This is a genomic window from Pseudoruegeria aquimaris (genome assembly GCF_900172235.1).
Classification (GTDB): Bacteria; Pseudomonadota; Alphaproteobacteria; order Rhodobacterales; family Rhodobacteraceae; genus Pseudoruegeria; species Pseudoruegeria aquimaris.
On record NZ_FWFQ01000012.1, the window covers coordinates 77,865 to 94,557 of the forward strand.

The 16,693-nt window shown below is 66.6% G+C and carries 14 protein-coding genes and 1 pseudogene; 13 read left to right on the plus strand and 2 right to left on the minus strand.

Annotation, left to right across the window (positions count from 1 at the left end; all coding sequences use genetic code 11):
- Positions 1 to 41: 41 nt before the first annotated feature.
- The 6 genes from PSA7680_RS09920 to PSA7680_RS09945 all read left to right on the plus strand — a co-directional run bounded on the left by PSA7680_RS09920 (position 42) and on the right by PSA7680_RS09945 (position 5,919).
- Positions 42 to 1,016, plus strand: coding sequence for a GlxA family transcriptional regulator (locus tag PSA7680_RS09920; RefSeq protein WP_085868554.1), 975 nt, complete (start codon positions 42 to 44; stop codon positions 1,014 to 1,016).
- Between the two features lie 28 nt (positions 1,017 to 1,044).
- Positions 1,045 to 1,842 carry a 3-oxoadipate enol-lactonase gene (pcaD, locus tag PSA7680_RS09925; protein WP_085868555.1) on the plus strand — a complete coding sequence of 266 codons (798 nt, stop codon included), beginning with the start codon at positions 1,045 to 1,047 and terminating at the stop codon, positions 1,840 to 1,842.
- A 111-nt stretch (positions 1,843 to 1,953) separates the two neighbouring features.
- Entirely contained in the window at positions 1,954 to 3,375 is a 1,422-nt protein-coding gene (locus PSA7680_RS09930; protein ID WP_085868556.1) for a circularly permuted type 2 ATP-grasp protein, read from the plus strand.
- A gap of 4 nt (positions 3,376 to 3,379) precedes the next feature.
- Positions 3,380 to 4,330 (plus strand): alpha-E domain-containing protein, encoded by a 951-nt coding sequence (locus tag PSA7680_RS09935; RefSeq protein WP_085868557.1) that lies wholly within the window; start codon positions 3,380 to 3,382, stop codon positions 4,328 to 4,330.
- A gap of 4 nt (positions 4,331 to 4,334) precedes the next feature.
- Positions 4,335 to 5,156 carry a transglutaminase family protein gene (locus PSA7680_RS09940; RefSeq protein ID WP_085868558.1) on the plus strand — a complete coding sequence of 274 codons (822 nt, stop codon included), beginning with the start codon at positions 4,335 to 4,337 and terminating at the stop codon, positions 5,154 to 5,156.
- Positions 5,157 to 5,181: 25 nt separating this feature from the next.
- Entirely contained in the window at positions 5,182 to 5,919 is a 738-nt protein-coding gene (locus PSA7680_RS09945; protein ID WP_085868559.1) for an Ntn hydrolase family protein, read from the plus strand.
- Here the strand turns inward: PSA7680_RS09945 and PSA7680_RS09950 are convergent, their stop codons facing one another.
- Complete coding sequence (locus PSA7680_RS09950; protein ID WP_085868560.1) at positions 5,920 to 7,674, minus strand: mechanosensitive ion channel family protein; 1,755 nt, start codon at positions 7,672 to 7,674, stop codon at positions 5,920 to 5,922.
- 208 nt (positions 7,675 to 7,882) lie between these two features.
- Here PSA7680_RS09950 and PSA7680_RS09955 point away from each other — a divergent pair, with 208 nt between their 5' ends.
- The 7 genes and pseudogenes from PSA7680_RS09955 to PSA7680_RS18500 all read left to right on the plus strand — a co-directional run bounded on the left by PSA7680_RS09955 (position 7,883) and on the right by PSA7680_RS18500 (position 15,606).
- The gene (locus PSA7680_RS09955; RefSeq protein WP_085868561.1) at positions 7,883 to 9,463 is read left to right on the plus strand and encodes an ABC transporter substrate-binding protein; all 1,581 of its coding nucleotides are present in this window, start codon (positions 7,883 to 7,885) and stop codon (positions 9,461 to 9,463) included.
- A 106-nt stretch (positions 9,464 to 9,569) separates the two neighbouring features.
- Positions 9,570 to 11,130: pseudogene (locus PSA7680_RS09960) on the plus strand (ABC transporter substrate-binding protein).
- A 65-nt stretch (positions 11,131 to 11,195) separates the two neighbouring features.
- Entirely contained in the window at positions 11,196 to 12,179 is a 984-nt protein-coding gene (locus PSA7680_RS09965; RefSeq protein WP_085868562.1) for an ABC transporter permease, read from the plus strand.
- Between the two features lie 4 nt (positions 12,180 to 12,183).
- Positions 12,184 to 13,098, plus strand: a complete 915-nt coding sequence (locus PSA7680_RS09970) for an ABC transporter permease (RefSeq protein WP_085868563.1) — start codon at positions 12,184 to 12,186, stop codon at positions 13,096 to 13,098.
- Positions 13,099 to 13,225: 127 nt separating this feature from the next.
- Positions 13,226 to 14,224, plus strand: a complete 999-nt coding sequence (locus PSA7680_RS09975; RefSeq protein WP_085868564.1) for an ABC transporter ATP-binding protein — start codon at positions 13,226 to 13,228, stop codon at positions 14,222 to 14,224.
- Positions 14,221 to 15,186, plus strand: a complete 966-nt coding sequence (locus PSA7680_RS09980; RefSeq protein WP_085868565.1) for an ABC transporter ATP-binding protein — start codon at positions 14,221 to 14,223, stop codon at positions 15,184 to 15,186. The genes PSA7680_RS09975 and PSA7680_RS09980 overlap by 4 nt, the downstream gene beginning before the upstream one ends.
- Positions 15,187 to 15,243: 57 nt before the next feature.
- Positions 15,244 to 15,606, plus strand: coding sequence for an SH3 domain-containing protein (locus PSA7680_RS18500; RefSeq protein ID WP_139838605.1), 363 nt, complete (start codon positions 15,244 to 15,246; stop codon positions 15,604 to 15,606).
- Between the two features lie 232 nt (positions 15,607 to 15,838).
- Here PSA7680_RS18500 and PSA7680_RS09985 read toward each other — a convergent pair whose 3' ends face one another.
- Entirely contained in the window at positions 15,839 to 16,606 is a 768-nt protein-coding gene (locus PSA7680_RS09985) for a YbaY family lipoprotein (protein WP_176244114.1), read from the minus strand.
- Positions 16,607 to 16,693 lie beyond the last annotated feature (87 nt).

Sequence of the window (16,693 nt, forward strand, 5' to 3'; positions counted from 1 at the left end):
ACGGCTTGCAGGCAGGCGATTGGCCACTTTAGACATAGATCATGCAGAAATGGACAAAATCACCCGCCGCACCGCAGCAAGTTTCGCTGCTGCTGTTCGACGATTTTTCCAACCACTGCCTCGCGAACGCGCTGGAGCCCCTGCGCGCGGCCAACACGATTTTGGGCCGGCCCGTCTACCACTGGCAGTTCCTCACGCCTACCGGAGAGCCGGTGCAGTCTTCCTCGGGGCTGCCGATCCTGCCCCACGGCGCGCTGGGCGCCTGCGGGCCGTGCGACATCTTCATGGTCATCGCCAGCTACAACTACCGCGCCCTCTCAACGCCCCACACGCTCACCGGGCTGCGCCGGGCCGCCCGCTCCGCCGGGCTAATGGCCGGGCTTGATACCGGCGGCTGGATCATGGCCGAAGCCGGCCTTCTGGAGGGGCGCGAGGCCACCGTGCACTGGGATGCGCTGCCCGAATTCGAGGAGCGCTTCCTCGGGGTTTCCGCCCAGCGCGCACCCCATGTCTTCGACGGCGACCGCGCCACCTGCGCCGGAGCCATGGCCAGCTTCGATTTCGTCCTGCGCCTGATCGAGGCGCGCCACGGCACCGCGCTGAGCGTGGACATCGAGAGCTTCTTCCTGCGCGAAAGCCGCAACCTGCAACTGCGCCACGGGCCCGTCTCGCGCGACAGGCTCGTTGCCGCCGCGCTCGACAGGATGCGCGCCGAACTGGAAACGCCCCTGCCGCTGCCGGCGATCGCCCGGCAACTGGGCTGCCACGAAAAACAGCTCGCCCGGCGCTTCGAGGCGGCGCTCGGGGCCAGCCCCGGCAAGGTCTATCGCCACATCCGGCTCACCGCCGCGAAACGGATAGTGGAACACACCGGCATCGAGATCGCCGAAATCGCCGTGCGCTGCGGCTACGAGAACGCCAGTGCCCTTTCGCGGGCCTTCCGTCTGCGCTACGGCTGCGCGCCAAGCGCGGCACGCCGGGCCGCGCGCGCCCGCAGCCAGCCGAGCCGTCTCTGACGGCGCAACGCATTCACGAGGAGCCCCCATGCCCGAGATCACCCTGCCCGACGTCACCCTGCACTGGCAGGAAGCCGGCGACCCGCAGGGCGCACCGGTCGTCTTCGCCCATGCGCTGGGCACCGATGCGCGGCTGTGGGACGCCCTTCTGCCCCTGATGCCGGGCGGCCTGCGGCTCATCACCTATGATCTGCGCGGGCACGGGCGCTCCGCGGTGCCGCAGCCGCCCTATTCCATGGGCGCGCTGGTGCGCGACACCGAGCGGCTGCTGGACGGCCTCGGCCTGAAGGAGACAGTGTTCGTCGGCCTGTCGATCGGCGGCATGGTGGCACAGGGGCTGGCCGTCAAGCGGCTGGACCTCGTGCGCGGGCTAGTGCTGTCCAACACCGCCGCGAAGATCGGCACCCCGAAGCAATGGCAGGCGCGCATGGCTGCTGTCGAGGCCGGCGGCATGGCCGCGATCGCCCCGGCCACCATCGAGCGCTGGTTCGCCCGCGGCAACCGCTCCAGCCCCGAGGCCGCCCTCTGGCGCGCGCGGCTGGAGGCCACGCCGGCGGCGGGCTACCTGGGCGGCTGCGCCGCCGTTTCGGGCACGGATTTCTACACCCCCACCTCCGGCCTGCGCCTGCCGACGCTCGGCATCGCGGGCAGCGAGGACGGCTCCACCCCGGCGGACCTCGTGCGCGAAACGGTCGATCTGATTCCCGGCGCCGATTTCCGCCTGATCCGCCGCAGCGGCCACCTGCCCTGCGTCGAGCAGCCCGCCGCCTATGCCGAGATCCTCACCGGGTTCCTCGACAGGATCGGCCACCGGGCGCAGGCCTAGTTCCGCCGGCGCCCATTTCTTGGGCAGATGGCCCCGATACAGGCACGGCGGCGGGTTTCGCCCGGCGTGATGCGCTTGACTTAGCTGCCGGCTTGGGCCGAGGCTGCCGTCATGAGCACCAAACCCGTTTTCTTCAACGAGATGTATGACGGCGACGCGATCCGCCCGGCCTACGCCAAGGTGACCAAGTGGTTCGACGACCTGGGCGCGGAAACGCTCGCGCTCAAGAAGGCCGAGGCCGAGGCGCTGTTTCGCCGGATCGGCATCACCTTCGCCGTCTACGGCGAGGGCGGCAGCACCGAGCGGCTGATCCCGTTCGATCTGATGCCCCGCGTCTTCACCCGCAGCGAATGGGACAGGCTGGAGCGCGGCGTCAAGCAACGCAGCCGCGCGCTCAACGCCTTTCTCTGGGATGTCTACCACCGGGGCGAGATCGTGCGCTCCGGACGCATCCCGGCCGAACTCGTCTACCGCAACGAGGCCTACGAACCGGCCGTGGTGGGCATCAACCCGGCGCTCAACATCTATTCCCACATCGTCGGCACCGATCTCGTGCGCACCGGGCCCGATGAATTCTACGTGCTCGAAGACAACTGCCGCACACCCTCGGGCGTCTCCTACATGCTGGAAAACCGGGAGATCATGATGCGCATGTGCCCGGAGCTGTTCCGCTCCGCCCGCATCGCGCCGGTGGACAGCTACCCGGACCTGCTGCGCCGCACCCTGCACGAGGTGGCCCCGGCGAAATGCGAAGGCGAGCCGACGGCGGTGATCCTCACCCCCGGCGCTTTCAACTCGGCCTATTACGAACATTCCTTCCTCGCCGATCAGATGGGGATCGACCTCGTGGAGGGGCGGGATCTCTTCGTGGACGGCGATTTCGTCCACATGCGCACCACGCGCGGGCCGCAGCGGGTGGACGTGATCTACCGCCGGATCGACGATGCCTTCCTTGATCCGCTGTGCTTCCGCCCTGATTCCATGCTCGGCGTGCCGGGGCTGATGAACGTCTACCGCTCCGGCGGGGTGCAGATCTGCTCCGCCCCCGGCGCGGGCGTAGCCGACGACAAGGCGATCTACACCTACGTGCCCGACATGGTGCGCTTCTACCTCGGCGAAGAGCCGATCCTGAAGAACGTGCCGACGTGGCGCTGCGGCGAGGCGGATTCCTTCAAGTACGTGATGGATCACCTGCCCGAACTGGTGGTGAAAGAAGTGCATGGCTCCGGCGGCTACGGCATGCTCGTGGGCCCGGCCTCCACCAAGGCGCAAATCGCGGAATTCGCCGAACTGATCAAGAAGAACCCGTCCAACTACATCGCCCAGCCGACGCTGGCGCTCTCCACCAGCCCCACCTTCGTGGACTCCGGCCTCGCACCGCGCCACGTGGACCTGCGCCCCTTCTGCCTTGTCGGCAAGGAGGTGCGGCTCACCCCCGGCGGGCTCACCCGCGTGGCCATGAAGGAAGGCTCGCTGGTGGTGAACTCCTCGCAGGGCGGCGGCGTGAAAGACACCTGGATCGTGGCGGACTGAGACCATGCTGAGCAGAACCGCAGAAAGCCTCTACTGGGCCTCCCGCTACATCGAGCGCGCCGAAAGCGCGGCGCGGCTGCTGATGGTGGCCTACCGCATGTCGCTCATGCCCACGGCGGGCGACGGGCATGAAAACGAATGGGCCTCCATTCTCGCCGCCGCCGGCGTGTCGCAGGCCTTCGCCGCCACCGGGCAGCAGCCCACGGCCGAGGCCGTGACGCAATACATGATCTTCGACGAGAGCAACCCTTCGAGCATCCGCAACTGCATCGCGGCCGCGCGCGAAAACGTGCGTGCCGCGCGGCCCTCGCTGACTTCCGATGTCTGGGAAACGCTCAACAGCGCCTACCTGCAATTCCTCGACCTGCTCCAGGGGCCGCCGGCGCGGCGCGACCTCTTCTCGATGTGCGAATGGACGAAGGCCAGCGCGGCCGCGGTGCGCGGCAGTTTCGAAACGACGCAGTTGCAGGATGAGGGCTACGATTTCTTCAACCTCGGCTGCTTCATCGAACGCGCCGACAACACCGCCCGCCTGCTGGACGTGAAATACTACGTGCTGCTGCCCACGATCGACATGGTGGGCGGGGGCGTCGATCAGTATCAATGGGCCGCGCTGCTGCGCGCGGTTTCGGCGCGGCGGGCCTTCCACTGGGCCTACAAGGGCGATTACTCCCCCGAGAAGATCGCCCACTTCCTGATCCTGAACCCGATCTGCCCGCGCTCGCTGATCCATTGCTGCGAGCGGATCGACCACCACCTGAGCCGGCTTGGGCGGGCCTACGGCCAGCGCAGCCTCGCCGGCCGGCTCGCCGCCGGGATGTATGGCGATCTGGCCGAGAACGACGTGCGCCGGATCGTCGAAGACGGGCTGCACGAGTTCCTGAGCGATTTCATCGCCCAGACCCGCAAGCTCGATGAAGCGGTGAACCGCTCCTACATGTTCTGGGGGCAGTGAGACCATGCGCCTGACGATCGACCACACCACCCGCTACCTCTACGAACAGCCGCAGCGCCGGATTACCCAGAGCCTGCGCCTGACCCCGGCCCAGCTGAAGAGCCAGAAGATCCTTTCGTGGGACATCTCCAGCGATGGCGCCCAGATCGGCGCGCGCTTCGTGGACGGCGCCGGCGACGTGGTGCTCCTTCTGACCAAGGGCACCAACGTGGAATCCGTCGAAATCCGCGTGCAGGGCGTGGTGGACACCACCGACACCGCCGGCGTGCTCACCGGCCTGAAGGAGTCGATCCCCCCCCTCGCCTACCTGCGCGACACCCCGCTCACCGCCCCCAGCGAAGCCCTGCGCGCGCTGGCGGCGGACGTGGGCGCGGGCGGGCATGACGGCGCGCTCTCCCTCGCCCATGCGCTTGCCGGCGCCACCCGCGATCGCGTCGACTACGTGATCGGCGCCACCGAGGCCGGCGTGCCGGCGGCGCAGGTGCTCGATCTCGGTCAGGGCGTCTGCCAGGATCACGCCCACGTGCTGATCTCCATCGCGCGCCTCAGCGGCCTGCCCGCGCGCTACGTCACCGGTTATCTGCACAGCGACGCCTCCGGCGAAGCCCACGAGGCCAGCCACGCCTGGGCGGAGCTATTCGTGGAAGGGCTGGGCTGGGTCGGCTTCGATCCGGCCAACCGGTGCTGCCCGGATGACCGCTACGTGCGCATCGGCTCCGGCCTTGACGCCCTGCACGCGGCCCCCGTAAGAGGCATGAGCTTCGGCGCCGGCAGCGAGACGATGGAGTATTCGCTCACCGTCTCGCTGGGGCAGAGCCAGCAGTAGAAACTCCGGGAGCGGACAGGCAGAGATGACGTATTGCGTAGGCTTGATGCTGAACGAGGGCCTCGTGCTGCTGTCGGACACGCGCACCAACGCGGGCGTGGACAACATCGCCAGCTTCCGCAAGACCTACCTCTTCGAGGAGCCGGGCGAGCGGGCGATCGCGATCCTCACCGCCGGCAGCCTTTCGGTCACCCAGACGGTCATCGCCAAGCTGCAGGAAGCGATCGACGATCCCGATGCCCACCCCGGCGGCTCGATCATGCAGGCCGGCAGCATGCTGGCCGTGGCCGAGATCGTGGGCAACATGCTCTCGCAGGTCTCCACCGAGATCCAGGCCAAGATGAACCGGATGCAGCAATCCGCGACCGCCAGCATGATCGTGGCCGGGCAGCGCAGGGGCGGCGCGCCGCGCATGTTCCTGATCTACCCGGAAGGCAACTTCATCGAGGCCACCCCCGACACGCCCTTCATCCAGATCGGCGAGCACAAATACGGCAAGCCCATCCTGGACCGCGTGATCACGCCGGAGACCTCCATCGCCGATGGCCGCCTCGCGGTGCTGCTGTCGATGGACAGCACCCTGCGCTCGAACCTCTCGGTGGGGATGCCGCTGGATCTCACCATCATCCGCACGGATGAATGCCGCATCTCCGAGCAGCTGCGCATCGATGAGCGCGACCCGGAGTTCATCGCCCTTTCGGAAGACTGGTCCAACGCCCTGCGCGACAGCTTCACCCGCCTGCGGGATCAGCGCAAAGTCTGATCAGCCCGTCTTGGGCCGCCGCCCGATCCGACGCTTGCGCGGCTTGGGCTTGGGCTTGGCGCGCGCGGCCCGCGCCGCTTCCAGCGCCTCCTTCGCCTTCCGCTCGGCCTCCGCCTCGGCCTGCGCCTCGGCCTCGCGCGCCTCCTCGGCCTCCCGCTTGGCCTGCTCCATCTCCTCGGGCGTGGGCACAGGCGGGATCTTGGCCTCCGCCGGATCCCCCTCGTAGTGCGGAGACATGATCTGCACCCCGTTGGAGTGGAACACGTCAAGAATGTTGGCGTGCAGCTCGGACACGATCTTGGGCAGGTAGTTGCCCCGTGTCGTGTAGCCGTTGATCTGGTAGTTCACGGCGAAATCCCCGAGGCTCGTGCGCAGCACGAAGGGCTCGGGGCTTTTCTTGATGTAGCGCGTGCGCGCGGCGGCCTCCAGAAGCAGCGCCTCGATCTTCTGGCGCGGCTCGTCGTAGCCGATGCCCACCGTCGTGTGCACCAGCAGGCCGCGTCCGTCGATCCGGGAGGAATAGTTGATCACCTCCGAGTTCAGCATCTGGGCGTTGGGGATGCTGATCAGCTCGTTCTTGAGCGATTTGATGTAGGTCTCCATCAGCTTGATCTCCACCACGTCGCCCGAATGCTCGCCGACCTTGATCCTGTCGCCCACGTTGGCGGAGCGCCGGTAGAGCACGAAGACCCCGGCCAGCGCGTTGGACACCACGCTGTTGGAGCCCATCGAGACCATCAGCCCCACGAGGATCGACACCGCCTGGAAGGCCTGCGAACTGGCGCCCGGCACGTAGGGATAGGAAAGGATGATCACGAAAAGCAGGATCATCGCCCGCATGATGTGGAACGTAGGCCAGATCCAATGCGCCTCGAAGCCCTCGAACTTCAGCGTGCCGGCCTCGATGTTCTCGAACACCGTGCGCAGCATCTTCAGCAGGTAGCGCGTGGCGAAGAAGATCGCCGTCAGCGTCACGAGATTGGGCAGGAACTCCAGCATCGACTTCAGCAGTTCGAAGATCGGATCGGAGATGTAGGTGATCAGGATCATCGCGAAGGGGCGGGTCTCCGCGAAGGAGAAGAGCACGATCGAGATGAAGTAGTAGATCGTCACCAGGATGAGCGCCCAGAACACCAGCCGAATCAGGAAGCCGATCAGTTCGGCGATGGCCTTGCCGCGCACGATTTCCGCCGTGGCCGCCTCGATCCTGTCCAGCCGCGCCTCCGTCTTGCGCCGCAGGAACTTGGGCACCTTGCGCTGAAGGACGAGCAGGACGGAGATCACGAAGACGAAGCCCACGGACCAGAGCCCGACGTTGATGAACCCCTCGCGCCGGGCCTCCGGCGTACGCTCCGCCCGGTATTCCTCGATCGCCTGCTTGACGCGCTCGCCGTTCACCAGCGCCAGCACGTCGAGGCTGACCTGGTCGAAGGCGGCGTCGTCTTCGATCAGCAGAAGCATGGGGGTGCCGTCGATGCTGATCTCCCGCCCCAGCGGGTGGGGATCGATCGACATCTCGACGACGGGATCATCCGAGGAAGCGGCGAATTCCTCGATCCTCTCGGCCACGCGGGAGGCGCGCAGCCGGGCGGGCAGCGCCGTCAGCCCGCGCAGAACGAACAGCTCCTTGCCATCCACGACGACCGGCGCAAGGTCCGGCACGGCGGTATCCTGCGCCTGCAGCTGCCCGCCGCCCAGCGCGAAAGCGACAAGGCAGGCCGCCGCGATCAGCAATCGCCGAATACCGTGTCCCATGGGATCTCCCTTCCTTTCGGCGCTTTTTTCCGGCCGTTCGAAGAAAGATTATCCGCTGACGGCCCTTTGTGTATCTTTTTTTCGCAGCCGCCCCGCGCGAGGCACTTCCCTCGCGGCAGTTGTTTGACGTTGCCAATTATCTTTGGGCAGGGGGGTTGCCTTTTGGGGAGGATGGTTAATCATCACCGCATCAACAGGGAGATTACCAATGAACATGACAAAACCCGTTCTCCTCGCCACGCTGCTCGCCAGCACCAGCCTTGCGGCCCATGCCGACACGCTGCGCTGGGCCCGTGCCGGCGACGCGCTGACGCTGGACCCCCACGCCCAGAACGAAGGGCCCACTTCCGCGCTGGCGCACCAGATCATGGAGCCGCTGGTGATGCGCGACATGACGGGCGCGATGGTGCCCGCGCTGGCCACCGAATGGGCCCCCAGCCCCGACGATCCCACCGTCTGGGTCTTCAAGCTGCGCGAAGGCGTGACCTTCCATGACGGCGCTGAGTTCGACAGCGAAGACGTGAAATTCTCGCTCGACCGCGCGATGACGCCGGATTCCGACTACAAGGAACTGCTGGCGAGCGTCGTGGAAGTCCGCGCGCCCGACAAATACACCATCGAGATCGTGACCAACGGCCCGAACCCGATCATGCCCAACAACCTGACGAACATGTTCATCATGGACAAGGGCTGGGCCGAGGCCAACAACGCGGTGAAGGTGCAGGACTACGAAGGCGGCGAAGACACCTTCGCGGCCAAGAACGCCAACGGCACCGGCGCCTACAAGCTGGTTTCGCGCGAGCCCGACGTGAAGACCGTGCTGACGATCAACGAGAACTACTGGGGCAAGGACGAGTTCCCCCTCGACGTGACCGAGATCGTCTACACCCCGATCCAGAACGCTGCCACCCGCGTGGCCGCGCTGCTCTCGGGTGAGGTGGATTTCATCCAGGACGTTCCGGTGCAGGATCTGGACCGCGTGGCCAATGCCGACGGCCTGAAGGTGATCACCGCGCCGCAGAACCGCGTGATCTTCCTGGGCATGAACCAGGGCGACGCCGATCTGGCCAATGACTCCGTCGAAGGCGCCAACCCGCTCGCCGACAAGCGCGTGCGGCAGGCGATGAACATGGCCATCAACCGCGATGCCATCAAGCAGGTCGTGATGCGCGGGCAATCCCAGCCCGCCGGCATGATCTCGCCGCCCTTCGTGAACGGCTGGACCGCCGAACTGGACGCCGTTCCGGCGACCGACATCGAAACCGCGCGCCAGCTGATGGCGGATGCGGGCTACGGCGATGGCTTCTCCATCCAGCTCGACTGCCCGAACGATCGCTACATCAACGACGAGGCGATCTGCCAGGCGATCACCGGCATGATGGCCCAGATCGGCATCACCGTGAACCTCGACGCCAAGCCCAAGGCGCAGCACTTCCCGCTCATCAACAAGCTGGAAACCGATTTCTACATGCTGGGCTGGGGCGTGCCGACCTACGACTCCGAATACATCTTCAACTTCCTCGTCCACACCAAGGGTGAGAAATACGGCTCCTGGAACGGCACCCGGTTCTCCGATCCGGATCTCGACATGAAGATCGAGGCGCTGGCCAGCGAGACCGATCTTGAGAAACGTGACCAGATGATCGCGGAGATCTGGGAAGTCGTGCAGGATGAGATCCTCTACCTGCCGATCCACCACCAGGTGCTCAACTGGGGCATGGCCGAGAAGGTCGATACCATCGTGGCGCCGGATGATGCCGCCCACTTCAAATACTTCATGCTGAAGTAAAACCCGAACGCGCCGGGCGGCCCCGCTCCGCCCGGCGCCACCAATCTCGGGCAGTTCCTGCGCCCCCCCTGCGGGTGGCGTTTCCTCAGACCTCGGGAGAATCCCAATGAAGACCCTGACCCTCGCCGCCACCGTGGCCGCCCTTCTGGGCAGCGCCGCGCAGGCCGAAACCTTCCGCTGGGCCGGCACCACCGACCCCCAGACGATGGACCCCCACGCCGTGAACACCGCATCCGTTCTCGGCTTTCTCAACAACGTCTACGAAGGCCTCGTGCGCCGCGGCAAGGACATGTCGATCGAAGGTGCGCTCGCCGAAAGCTGGGAGCCCATCGGCTCCGAAGGCTGGCGCTTCAAGCTGCGCCAGGGCGTGACCTTCCACGACGGCAGCGCCTTCACCGCCGAAGACGTGCTGTTTTCCTACGAGCGTGCCTCTTCCGAGCAGGCCGATACCGCGAGCTGGTTCTCCCCGGTCTCCGAGGTGAAGGTGGTGGACGACTACACCGTCGAGATCTACACCAACGCCCCCAATCCGATCTTCCCGGATTCCATCGCCAACTGGATGATCATGGATTCCGGCTGGGCCGCCGCCAACGGCGCCGAGCGCCCGGCCAAGGATTCCGAGAATTTCGCCACCCTCAACGCCAACGGCACCGGCGCCTTCCGCGTGACCGAGCGCCAGCCCGGCCTCAAGACGGTGCTCGAGCCCTTCGACGGCTGGTGGGGCACGCCGGAGCACAACATCACCCGCGCCGAGTTCACCCCGATCCAGAACCCGGCCACCGCCGTGGCCGCTGCTGTCGGGCGACGTGGACATGATCAACCCGGTGCCGATCCAGGACGCCGCCCGGCTCGAAGGCCAGGGCAACGTCAAGGTGATCCGCGGCATCGAGGCCCGCGTGATCATGCTGGGCATGCCCCACGCCGCCGAAACGCTCAAATACGGCGCGAACGCAGGCGATCCCAACCCGTTCAAGGAAGTGAAGGTGCGCCAGGCGGTTGCCGCCGCGATCAACGTGCCGGCGATCCTGCAAACCATCATGCGCGGCAACGCGGAGCCGGCCAGCCAGCTCGTCAGCCCCGCCATGCGCGGCTACTCCAAGGGGCTCGACGCCCGGCCGGAATACGACGTGGAAGCCGCCAAAGCGCTTCTGGCCGAAGCCGGCTATCCCGAGGGCTTCTCCTTCGGGCTGAAATGCCCCAACGACCGCTACCTGAACGACGAGGCCGTCTGCCAGGCCATCGTGGGCATGCTTGCGCAGGTGGGCCTGAAGGCGGAGCTCGACGCGATGCCCGTGCGCAACTACTGGCCGGAGCTGCGCGAAGACAACTTCGACATGTATCTGCTGGGCTGGTCGCCGGGCACCTTCGACGCCGAGCACCCGATCCGCTTCCTCGCCCACACGCCGGACGCGGAGAAGAAGCTCGGCAGCTGGAACTTCGGGGATTACTCCAACCCCCGCGTCGATGAGCTGCTGCCGATGATCCAGTCCGAGATCGACGACGCCAAGCGCCAGGCCATGCTCGACGAGGTGGCGAAGATCCTCCAGGATGAAGTGGCCTACGTGCCGCTCTACGTGCAGCCGCTTCTGTGGGGCACCGGGGCCAACATCGATCTGACGCAGCGCCCGGACAACTTCTTCATCCTGCGCTGGGTCACCGTGAACTGAGCCTTGCCTTTTTGACGGGGCCGCTTTAGGGGCGGCCCCTCGAACCGCCAGCCGGAAGAGATCCCATGCTCGCCTATGTCATCCGCCGCGTCTTCCAATCGCTGATCGTCCTTCTGGTCGTCGGCCTCGTCGCCTTCTCGATGTTCACCTTCGTGGGCGATCCGATCGACAACATGCTCGGCCAGGAACGCACCGACGCCGACATCGCCCGCCTGCGCGCGCAGCTGGGGCTGGACCAGCCTTTCCCGGTGCAATACCTGCGCTTCCTCGAGAACGCGATCCAGGGCAATTTCGGCGTCAGCTACCGCCAGGGCCGCCCCGTGGCCGAGATCATCGCCGAACGCGCGCCCGCCACGCTGGAGCTGGCCTTCGTCTCCGGGCTCTTCGCCATCACCTTCGGCATCGGGCTCGGCGTCTTCACCGCGCTGCGCCGCAACGGCTGGGCCGCCAACACGATCATGACGCTCAGCCTCGTGGGCGTCTCGCTGCCCACCTTCCTGATCGGCATCGTGCTGATCTACATCTTCTCCGTCGAGCTGAACTGGCTCCCGAGTTTCGGGCGCGGGGAAGTCGTCGATCTCGGCTGGTGGACGACGGGCTTCCTCACCGCCTCTGGCCTGAAGGCGCTGATCCTGCCCTCGATCACGCTGGGGCTCTACCAGATGACGCTGATCATGCGCCTCGTGCGCACCGAGATGCTGGAAGTGCTGCGGCAGGACTACATCCGCTTTGCCCGCGCCCGCGGCCTGAAGGATCGCGCCGTGCACTTCCGCCACGCGCTGAAGAACACGCTGGTGCCGGTGATCACGGTGACGGGCCTTCAGCTCGGCTCCATCATCGCCTTCGCCATCATCACCGAAACCGTCTTCCAGTGGCCCGGCGTCGGCCTCCTGTTCATCAACGCGATCCAGTTCGTGGATATCCCGGTGATGGCCGCCTACCTGATGCTGATCTCGGTGATGTTCGTGATGATCAACCTGATCGTGGACCTGCTCTACTTCGCCATCGACCCGCGCCTGCGCGTCGATCGCACGGCGGCGAAAGGATAACACCATGACAGCCCTTGCCCGCGCCTGGGATTCCGATTTCCTCTATTCCTTCCGCCGCTCGCCGGTGGCGGTGGTCTCCTTCCTCGTGGTGGTGACGCTGGTGCTCGCCGCGCTCTTCGCGCCGCTGATCGCCCCGCATGACCCCTTCGACCCGGCCACGCTGAACCTGATGAACGGCTTCACCCCTCCGATGACGCCCAACGCCTTCACCGGCGAAACCTTCCTCATGGGCACCGACGACCAGGGCCGCGACGTCTTTTCCACCATCCTCTACGGGATGCGGATCTCGCTCTTCGTCGGCTTTTCCGCGGTGCTCTTCGCCCTGATCCTCGGCGTCACGCTGGGCCTGCTCGCCGGTTACCGCGGCGGCTGGACCGAAACCGTCATCATGCGCGTCGCCGACGTGCAGCTCACCTTCCCCGCCATCCTCGTGGCCATGCTGATCTTCGGCATCGCCAAGGGGATCACGCCGGTGGAATACCGCGACCAGATGGCGATCTGGGTGCTGATCCTCGCCATCGGCCTGTCGGACTGGGTGCAGTTCGCCCGCGTCGTGCGCGGCGCCACGCTGGTGGAGAAGAACCGCGAATACGTGCAGGCCGCGCGCCTGATCGGCCGCAGTTCCGGCGCGATCATGATGCGCCACATCCTTCCCAACGTGCTGAACTCGGTGCTGGTCATCGCCACCATCTCGCTCGCGCTCGCCATCATCGCCGAGGCCACGCTCTCCTTCCTTGGGGTGGGCGCGCCGCCCACGCAGCCTTCGCTCGGCACGCTCATCCGCATCGGTCAGGGCTTCCTCTTCTCCGGCGAGTGGTGGATCCTCTTCTTCCCCTCCGTCACCCTTCTGGCACTGGCGCTCTCGGTCAACCTGCTGGGCGACTGGCTGCGCGACGCGCTGAACCCGAGGCTGCGCTGATGGCCGATCTTCAGACCAACAGAGGGCCGAGCCCGACCGGGTGGGCGCGGAACGCGCCCGCCGTGGGGGCCGGCGGGCGCGGCCCGGACCGCAAGCGTCCCGGGCAAGAAAATCGCGGAGTTTCTGCATGACCGATCCCGTCCTTTCCGTCCGCAACCTAACCGTTGAAATCCCCACCCGGCGCGGCGTGCTGCGCCCGGTGGACGGCGTCTCCTACGACATCGCGGCAGGCGAGATCCTCGGCGTCGTCGGTGAATCCGGCGCCGGCAAATCCATGACGGGCAACGCCGTCATCGGCCTGCTCGATCCCCCCGCCCGCATCACCGGCGGCGAGATCCACCTGCTGGGCGAACGCATCGACCAGCTCAAAGGCGAGGCCCTGCGCAAGATCCGCGGCAAGAAGATCGGCATGATCTTCCAGGATCCGCTCACCTCGCTGAACCCGCTGCTGAAAGTGGGCGAACAGCTCACCGAAACCATCCTCGCGCACCTGCCTGTCTCGCAGTCAGACGCCGAAGCCCGCGCGCTGGCGGCGCTGGAGGAAGTCGGCATCCCGGCGGCGACACAGCGCCTCAACAGCTACCCGCACGAGTTCTCCGGCGGCATGCGCCAGCGCGTGGTGATCGCCCTCGCCCTCTGCGCCGAACCCTCGCTGGTGATCGCCGACGAACCCACCACCGCGCTCGACGTTTCGGTTCAGGCCCAGATCATCGCCCTGCTGAAGCGGCTCTGCCGCGAGCGCGGCACCGCCGTGATGCTCGTCACCCACGACATGGGCGTCATCGCCGAAGCCGCCGACCGCGTGGCGGTGATGTATGCCGGGCGCCTTGCGGAACTGGCGCCGGTGCAGCAGGTCGTGCAGGCCCCGCAGCACCCCTATACCGACGGGCTGATGGGCTCCACGCCGCTGGCGAGCCTCGGCCAGAAGCGCCTGCGCCAGATTCCCGGATCGATGCCCCGGCTCACCGCCCTGCCCGATGGCTGCGCCTTCCACCCGCGCTGCCAGCGCGCCACCGATCGCTGCCGCAGCAACCCCGGCCCGACGCTGGCCGCCTGCAACGGCCGCGCCGCCTGCTGGCACCCGCTCACCGATGAAGACCGCGCCGCCCGGGAGGCCACCGCATGAAACCGCTCGTGTCCGTCACCCACCTGACCCGGATCTTCGACGTCTCCAAACCCTGGCTCAACCGCGTGATCGAACGGCTTCCGAAATCGCTGCTCACGGCGGTATCCGACGTCTCCTTCGACATCCCGCAAAACAGCGTCTACGCGCTGGTGGGCGAAAGTGGCTCGGGGAAATCCACCATCGGCAAGATGGTCGTCGGCCTGCTGCCGCCCACCGAGGGCAGCGTCACGATCGAAGGCGTGGATCTCGCCCGCGAACAGGATCCCGAGAAGATCGAGAAGGTGCGCTCCGACATCCAGATGATCTTCCAGGACCCTTACGCTTCGCTCAACCCGCGCTGGCGCGTGAAGGACATCATCGAGGAGCCCGCCGTCGCCCAAGGCAAGAAGCCCGAGGCCCTCGCCGAGCGCCTGCTGGAGCAGGTCGGCCTCGCCGCGGAAGACGCCGGAAAGTTCCCCCACGAGTTCTCCGGCGGCCAGCGCCAGCGGATCTGCATCGCCCGCGCCCTCGCCAGCGAGCCGCGCCTGATCGTCTGCGACGAACCCACCAGCGCGCTGGACGTCTCGGTGCAGGCGCAGGTGCTGAACCTGATGAGCGATCTGCGCGAGGATCTCGGCCTCACCTACCTCTTCATCACCCACGATCTCACCGTGGTGCAGCACATGGCCGACACCGTCGGCGTGCTCTACCTGGGCCGCCTCGTGGAGGAAGCCCCGCGCGAGGCGCTGTTTGCCGATCCCAAACACCCCTACACGCGCATGCTCTTCGATGCCGCGCCGAAGATGGACGGCTTCGGCCGCGAGATCGAGCCGCCCGAAGGCGAGATTCCCGATCCGATCAACCCGCCCCCCGGCTGCGCCTTCCACCCGCGCTGTCCGCTGGCCACGGATCTCTGCAAACGGGAACGCCCCGAGCCGCGCCTCGTGGGCGCGAGCAAGGTGGCCTGCCACCACGCGGAGTGACAGGGAAACCGAAAAAGGGCCCCGTCACGCCTCCGCAACAGCATCCGGGATGGGCCAATGAGTCGTTTTGTCGTCGTTGCAGACTGGAAGGCCTTGTATGAGCACCCTGTCACCCTCGACGAGGGTGACGAAGTGTGGATGTCGGGAAAGTCCGACGCCTGGAATGGCCATACCTGGATCCGGGCAAGAGATCGTGCCGGCAGAGAGGGCTGGATACCAGAAACCCTTCCCAAGCGCATCGGCGGCAGGACATATGCCACTGCCTCATTCTCGGCGCAGGAGCTGACCTGCCAGCCCGGTGAAACGCTGGACGGCATCGAGGCGACACACGGGTGGATCCTCTGTCGAAATGCGAAGGGGTCGTTGGGATGGGTTCCATCGGCAAATCTCAGGAAAGCAGACAACACCGGTGTGGGCTGAGCGACGGTTCGGGATCGATGCGCACCCGCGCCACAACCGGGGCGAATGGCACCTTTCGGTTCATGTCAGATGGTCCTGACATAAGCGTGACGGAGCCGCGCCACGTCTCCATCAACCGCACGGAGAGGCCCTGCCCCTCCTACTTTGTTCCGGAAAATATCCTCGCCGAAGGCGAAATCCGCGCGCCAGCGCTGGTCCGGCGCGCGCGGGAGCGCGCTCCTGCCGTTCCGCCCTAGGGTTTGCGCACGAGGCGCATCACCGCACGGCCGTTCTCGTCGCCGAGAACGAGGGTGTCGCCGTTCAGCGTGTAGCGGGCGACGGCAGCAAGCTGCTCGTTGAACTTCATTTCCATCTCGCCGTAGGGCTCCGGGCAGGCCATCATCGTCATCCCGCCCTGGGTGAAGCTGATCTTGCCGTCGGCGGCCTCATAGCCGCCCATCAGACGGTTGCAGCCGGTGAAGCCCGCGATCCGGCCATCCTCACCGAAGGCGATCTCCGGCTTCTTCTCGGCCACGAGGATCGGCCCGCCGAAATCCGTCACCACCCATGCGCTGCCGGCCAGTTCGCCGCCGGATACCGCCCCGGAGTCCGCAGCCATGCCCTGCGCCACGCGATCCACCATGATATCCACCTCCGAGCCAGCGCCCCGCGTCAGCGCGGGTGTCATCACCGTGTTGCGATAGAGCGTCCTGCCGTCCACGCCGATCGTAGCCTGCACCGCATAGGTCATGCGCTCGTCGATCAGCGCATCGTCATAGGTCAGGCTGTAGGCCAGCGGCACCTGCCCCTGCACCGCCCAACGGCGCGACGACAGCGTCACCGCCGGCGCATCCATCCGGGAGACATCCACGAGCGCGACCTCGAGCACCGCGTTGGGCGGCAGCGCGCTGCGGTCCTTGTAGGCCACGCTGCCGGTCAGGGTCTGGTCGGCCGCGAAGGCGCCGCCGGCAAGCAGGGCTGCCGCGGTGAAAGTGGCGAGGGCGGGGGCCGTCATGCGCATGGTGTCATCTCCAATTCGCTGGATCGTTTTCGCCGGGTCCGGCGATGTTTCCGATTCCAAACTAGGCACTTGACGCAGGGGCATGCA

Coding starts and splice junctions, on each gene's coding strand:
- PSA7680_RS09985 (WP_176244114.1), bottom strand. CDS start 16,606: ATGCGCATGACGGCCCCCGCCCTCGCCACTTTCACCGCGGCAGCCCTG.
- PSA7680_RS09950 (WP_085868560.1), bottom strand. CDS start 7,674: ATGGGACACGGTATTCGGCGATTGCTGATCGCGGCGGCCTGCCTTGTC.
- pcaD (WP_085868555.1), top strand. CDS start 1,045: ATGCCCGAGATCACCCTGCCCGACGTCACCCTGCACTGGCAGGAAGCC.
- PSA7680_RS09920 (WP_085868554.1), top strand. CDS start 42: ATGCAGAAATGGACAAAATCACCCGCCGCACCGCAGCAAGTTTCGCTG.
- PSA7680_RS09930 (WP_085868556.1), top strand. CDS start 1,954: ATGAGCACCAAACCCGTTTTCTTCAACGAGATGTATGACGGCGACGCG.
- PSA7680_RS09970 (WP_085868563.1), top strand. CDS start 12,184: ATGACAGCCCTTGCCCGCGCCTGGGATTCCGATTTCCTCTATTCCTTC.
- PSA7680_RS09975 (WP_085868564.1), top strand. CDS start 13,226: ATGACCGATCCCGTCCTTTCCGTCCGCAACCTAACCGTTGAAATCCCC.
- PSA7680_RS09965 (WP_085868562.1), top strand. CDS start 11,196: ATGCTCGCCTATGTCATCCGCCGCGTCTTCCAATCGCTGATCGTCCTT.
- PSA7680_RS09955 (WP_085868561.1), top strand. CDS start 7,883: ATGAACATGACAAAACCCGTTCTCCTCGCCACGCTGCTCGCCAGCACC.
- PSA7680_RS09940 (WP_085868558.1), top strand. CDS start 4,335: ATGCGCCTGACGATCGACCACACCACCCGCTACCTCTACGAACAGCCG.
- PSA7680_RS09935 (WP_085868557.1), top strand. CDS start 3,380: ATGCTGAGCAGAACCGCAGAAAGCCTCTACTGGGCCTCCCGCTACATC.
- PSA7680_RS09980 (WP_085868565.1), top strand. CDS start 14,221: ATGAAACCGCTCGTGTCCGTCACCCACCTGACCCGGATCTTCGACGTC.
- PSA7680_RS09945 (WP_085868559.1), top strand. CDS start 5,182: ATGACGTATTGCGTAGGCTTGATGCTGAACGAGGGCCTCGTGCTGCTG.
- PSA7680_RS18500 (WP_139838605.1), top strand. CDS start 15,244: ATGAGTCGTTTTGTCGTCGTTGCAGACTGGAAGGCCTTGTATGAGCAC.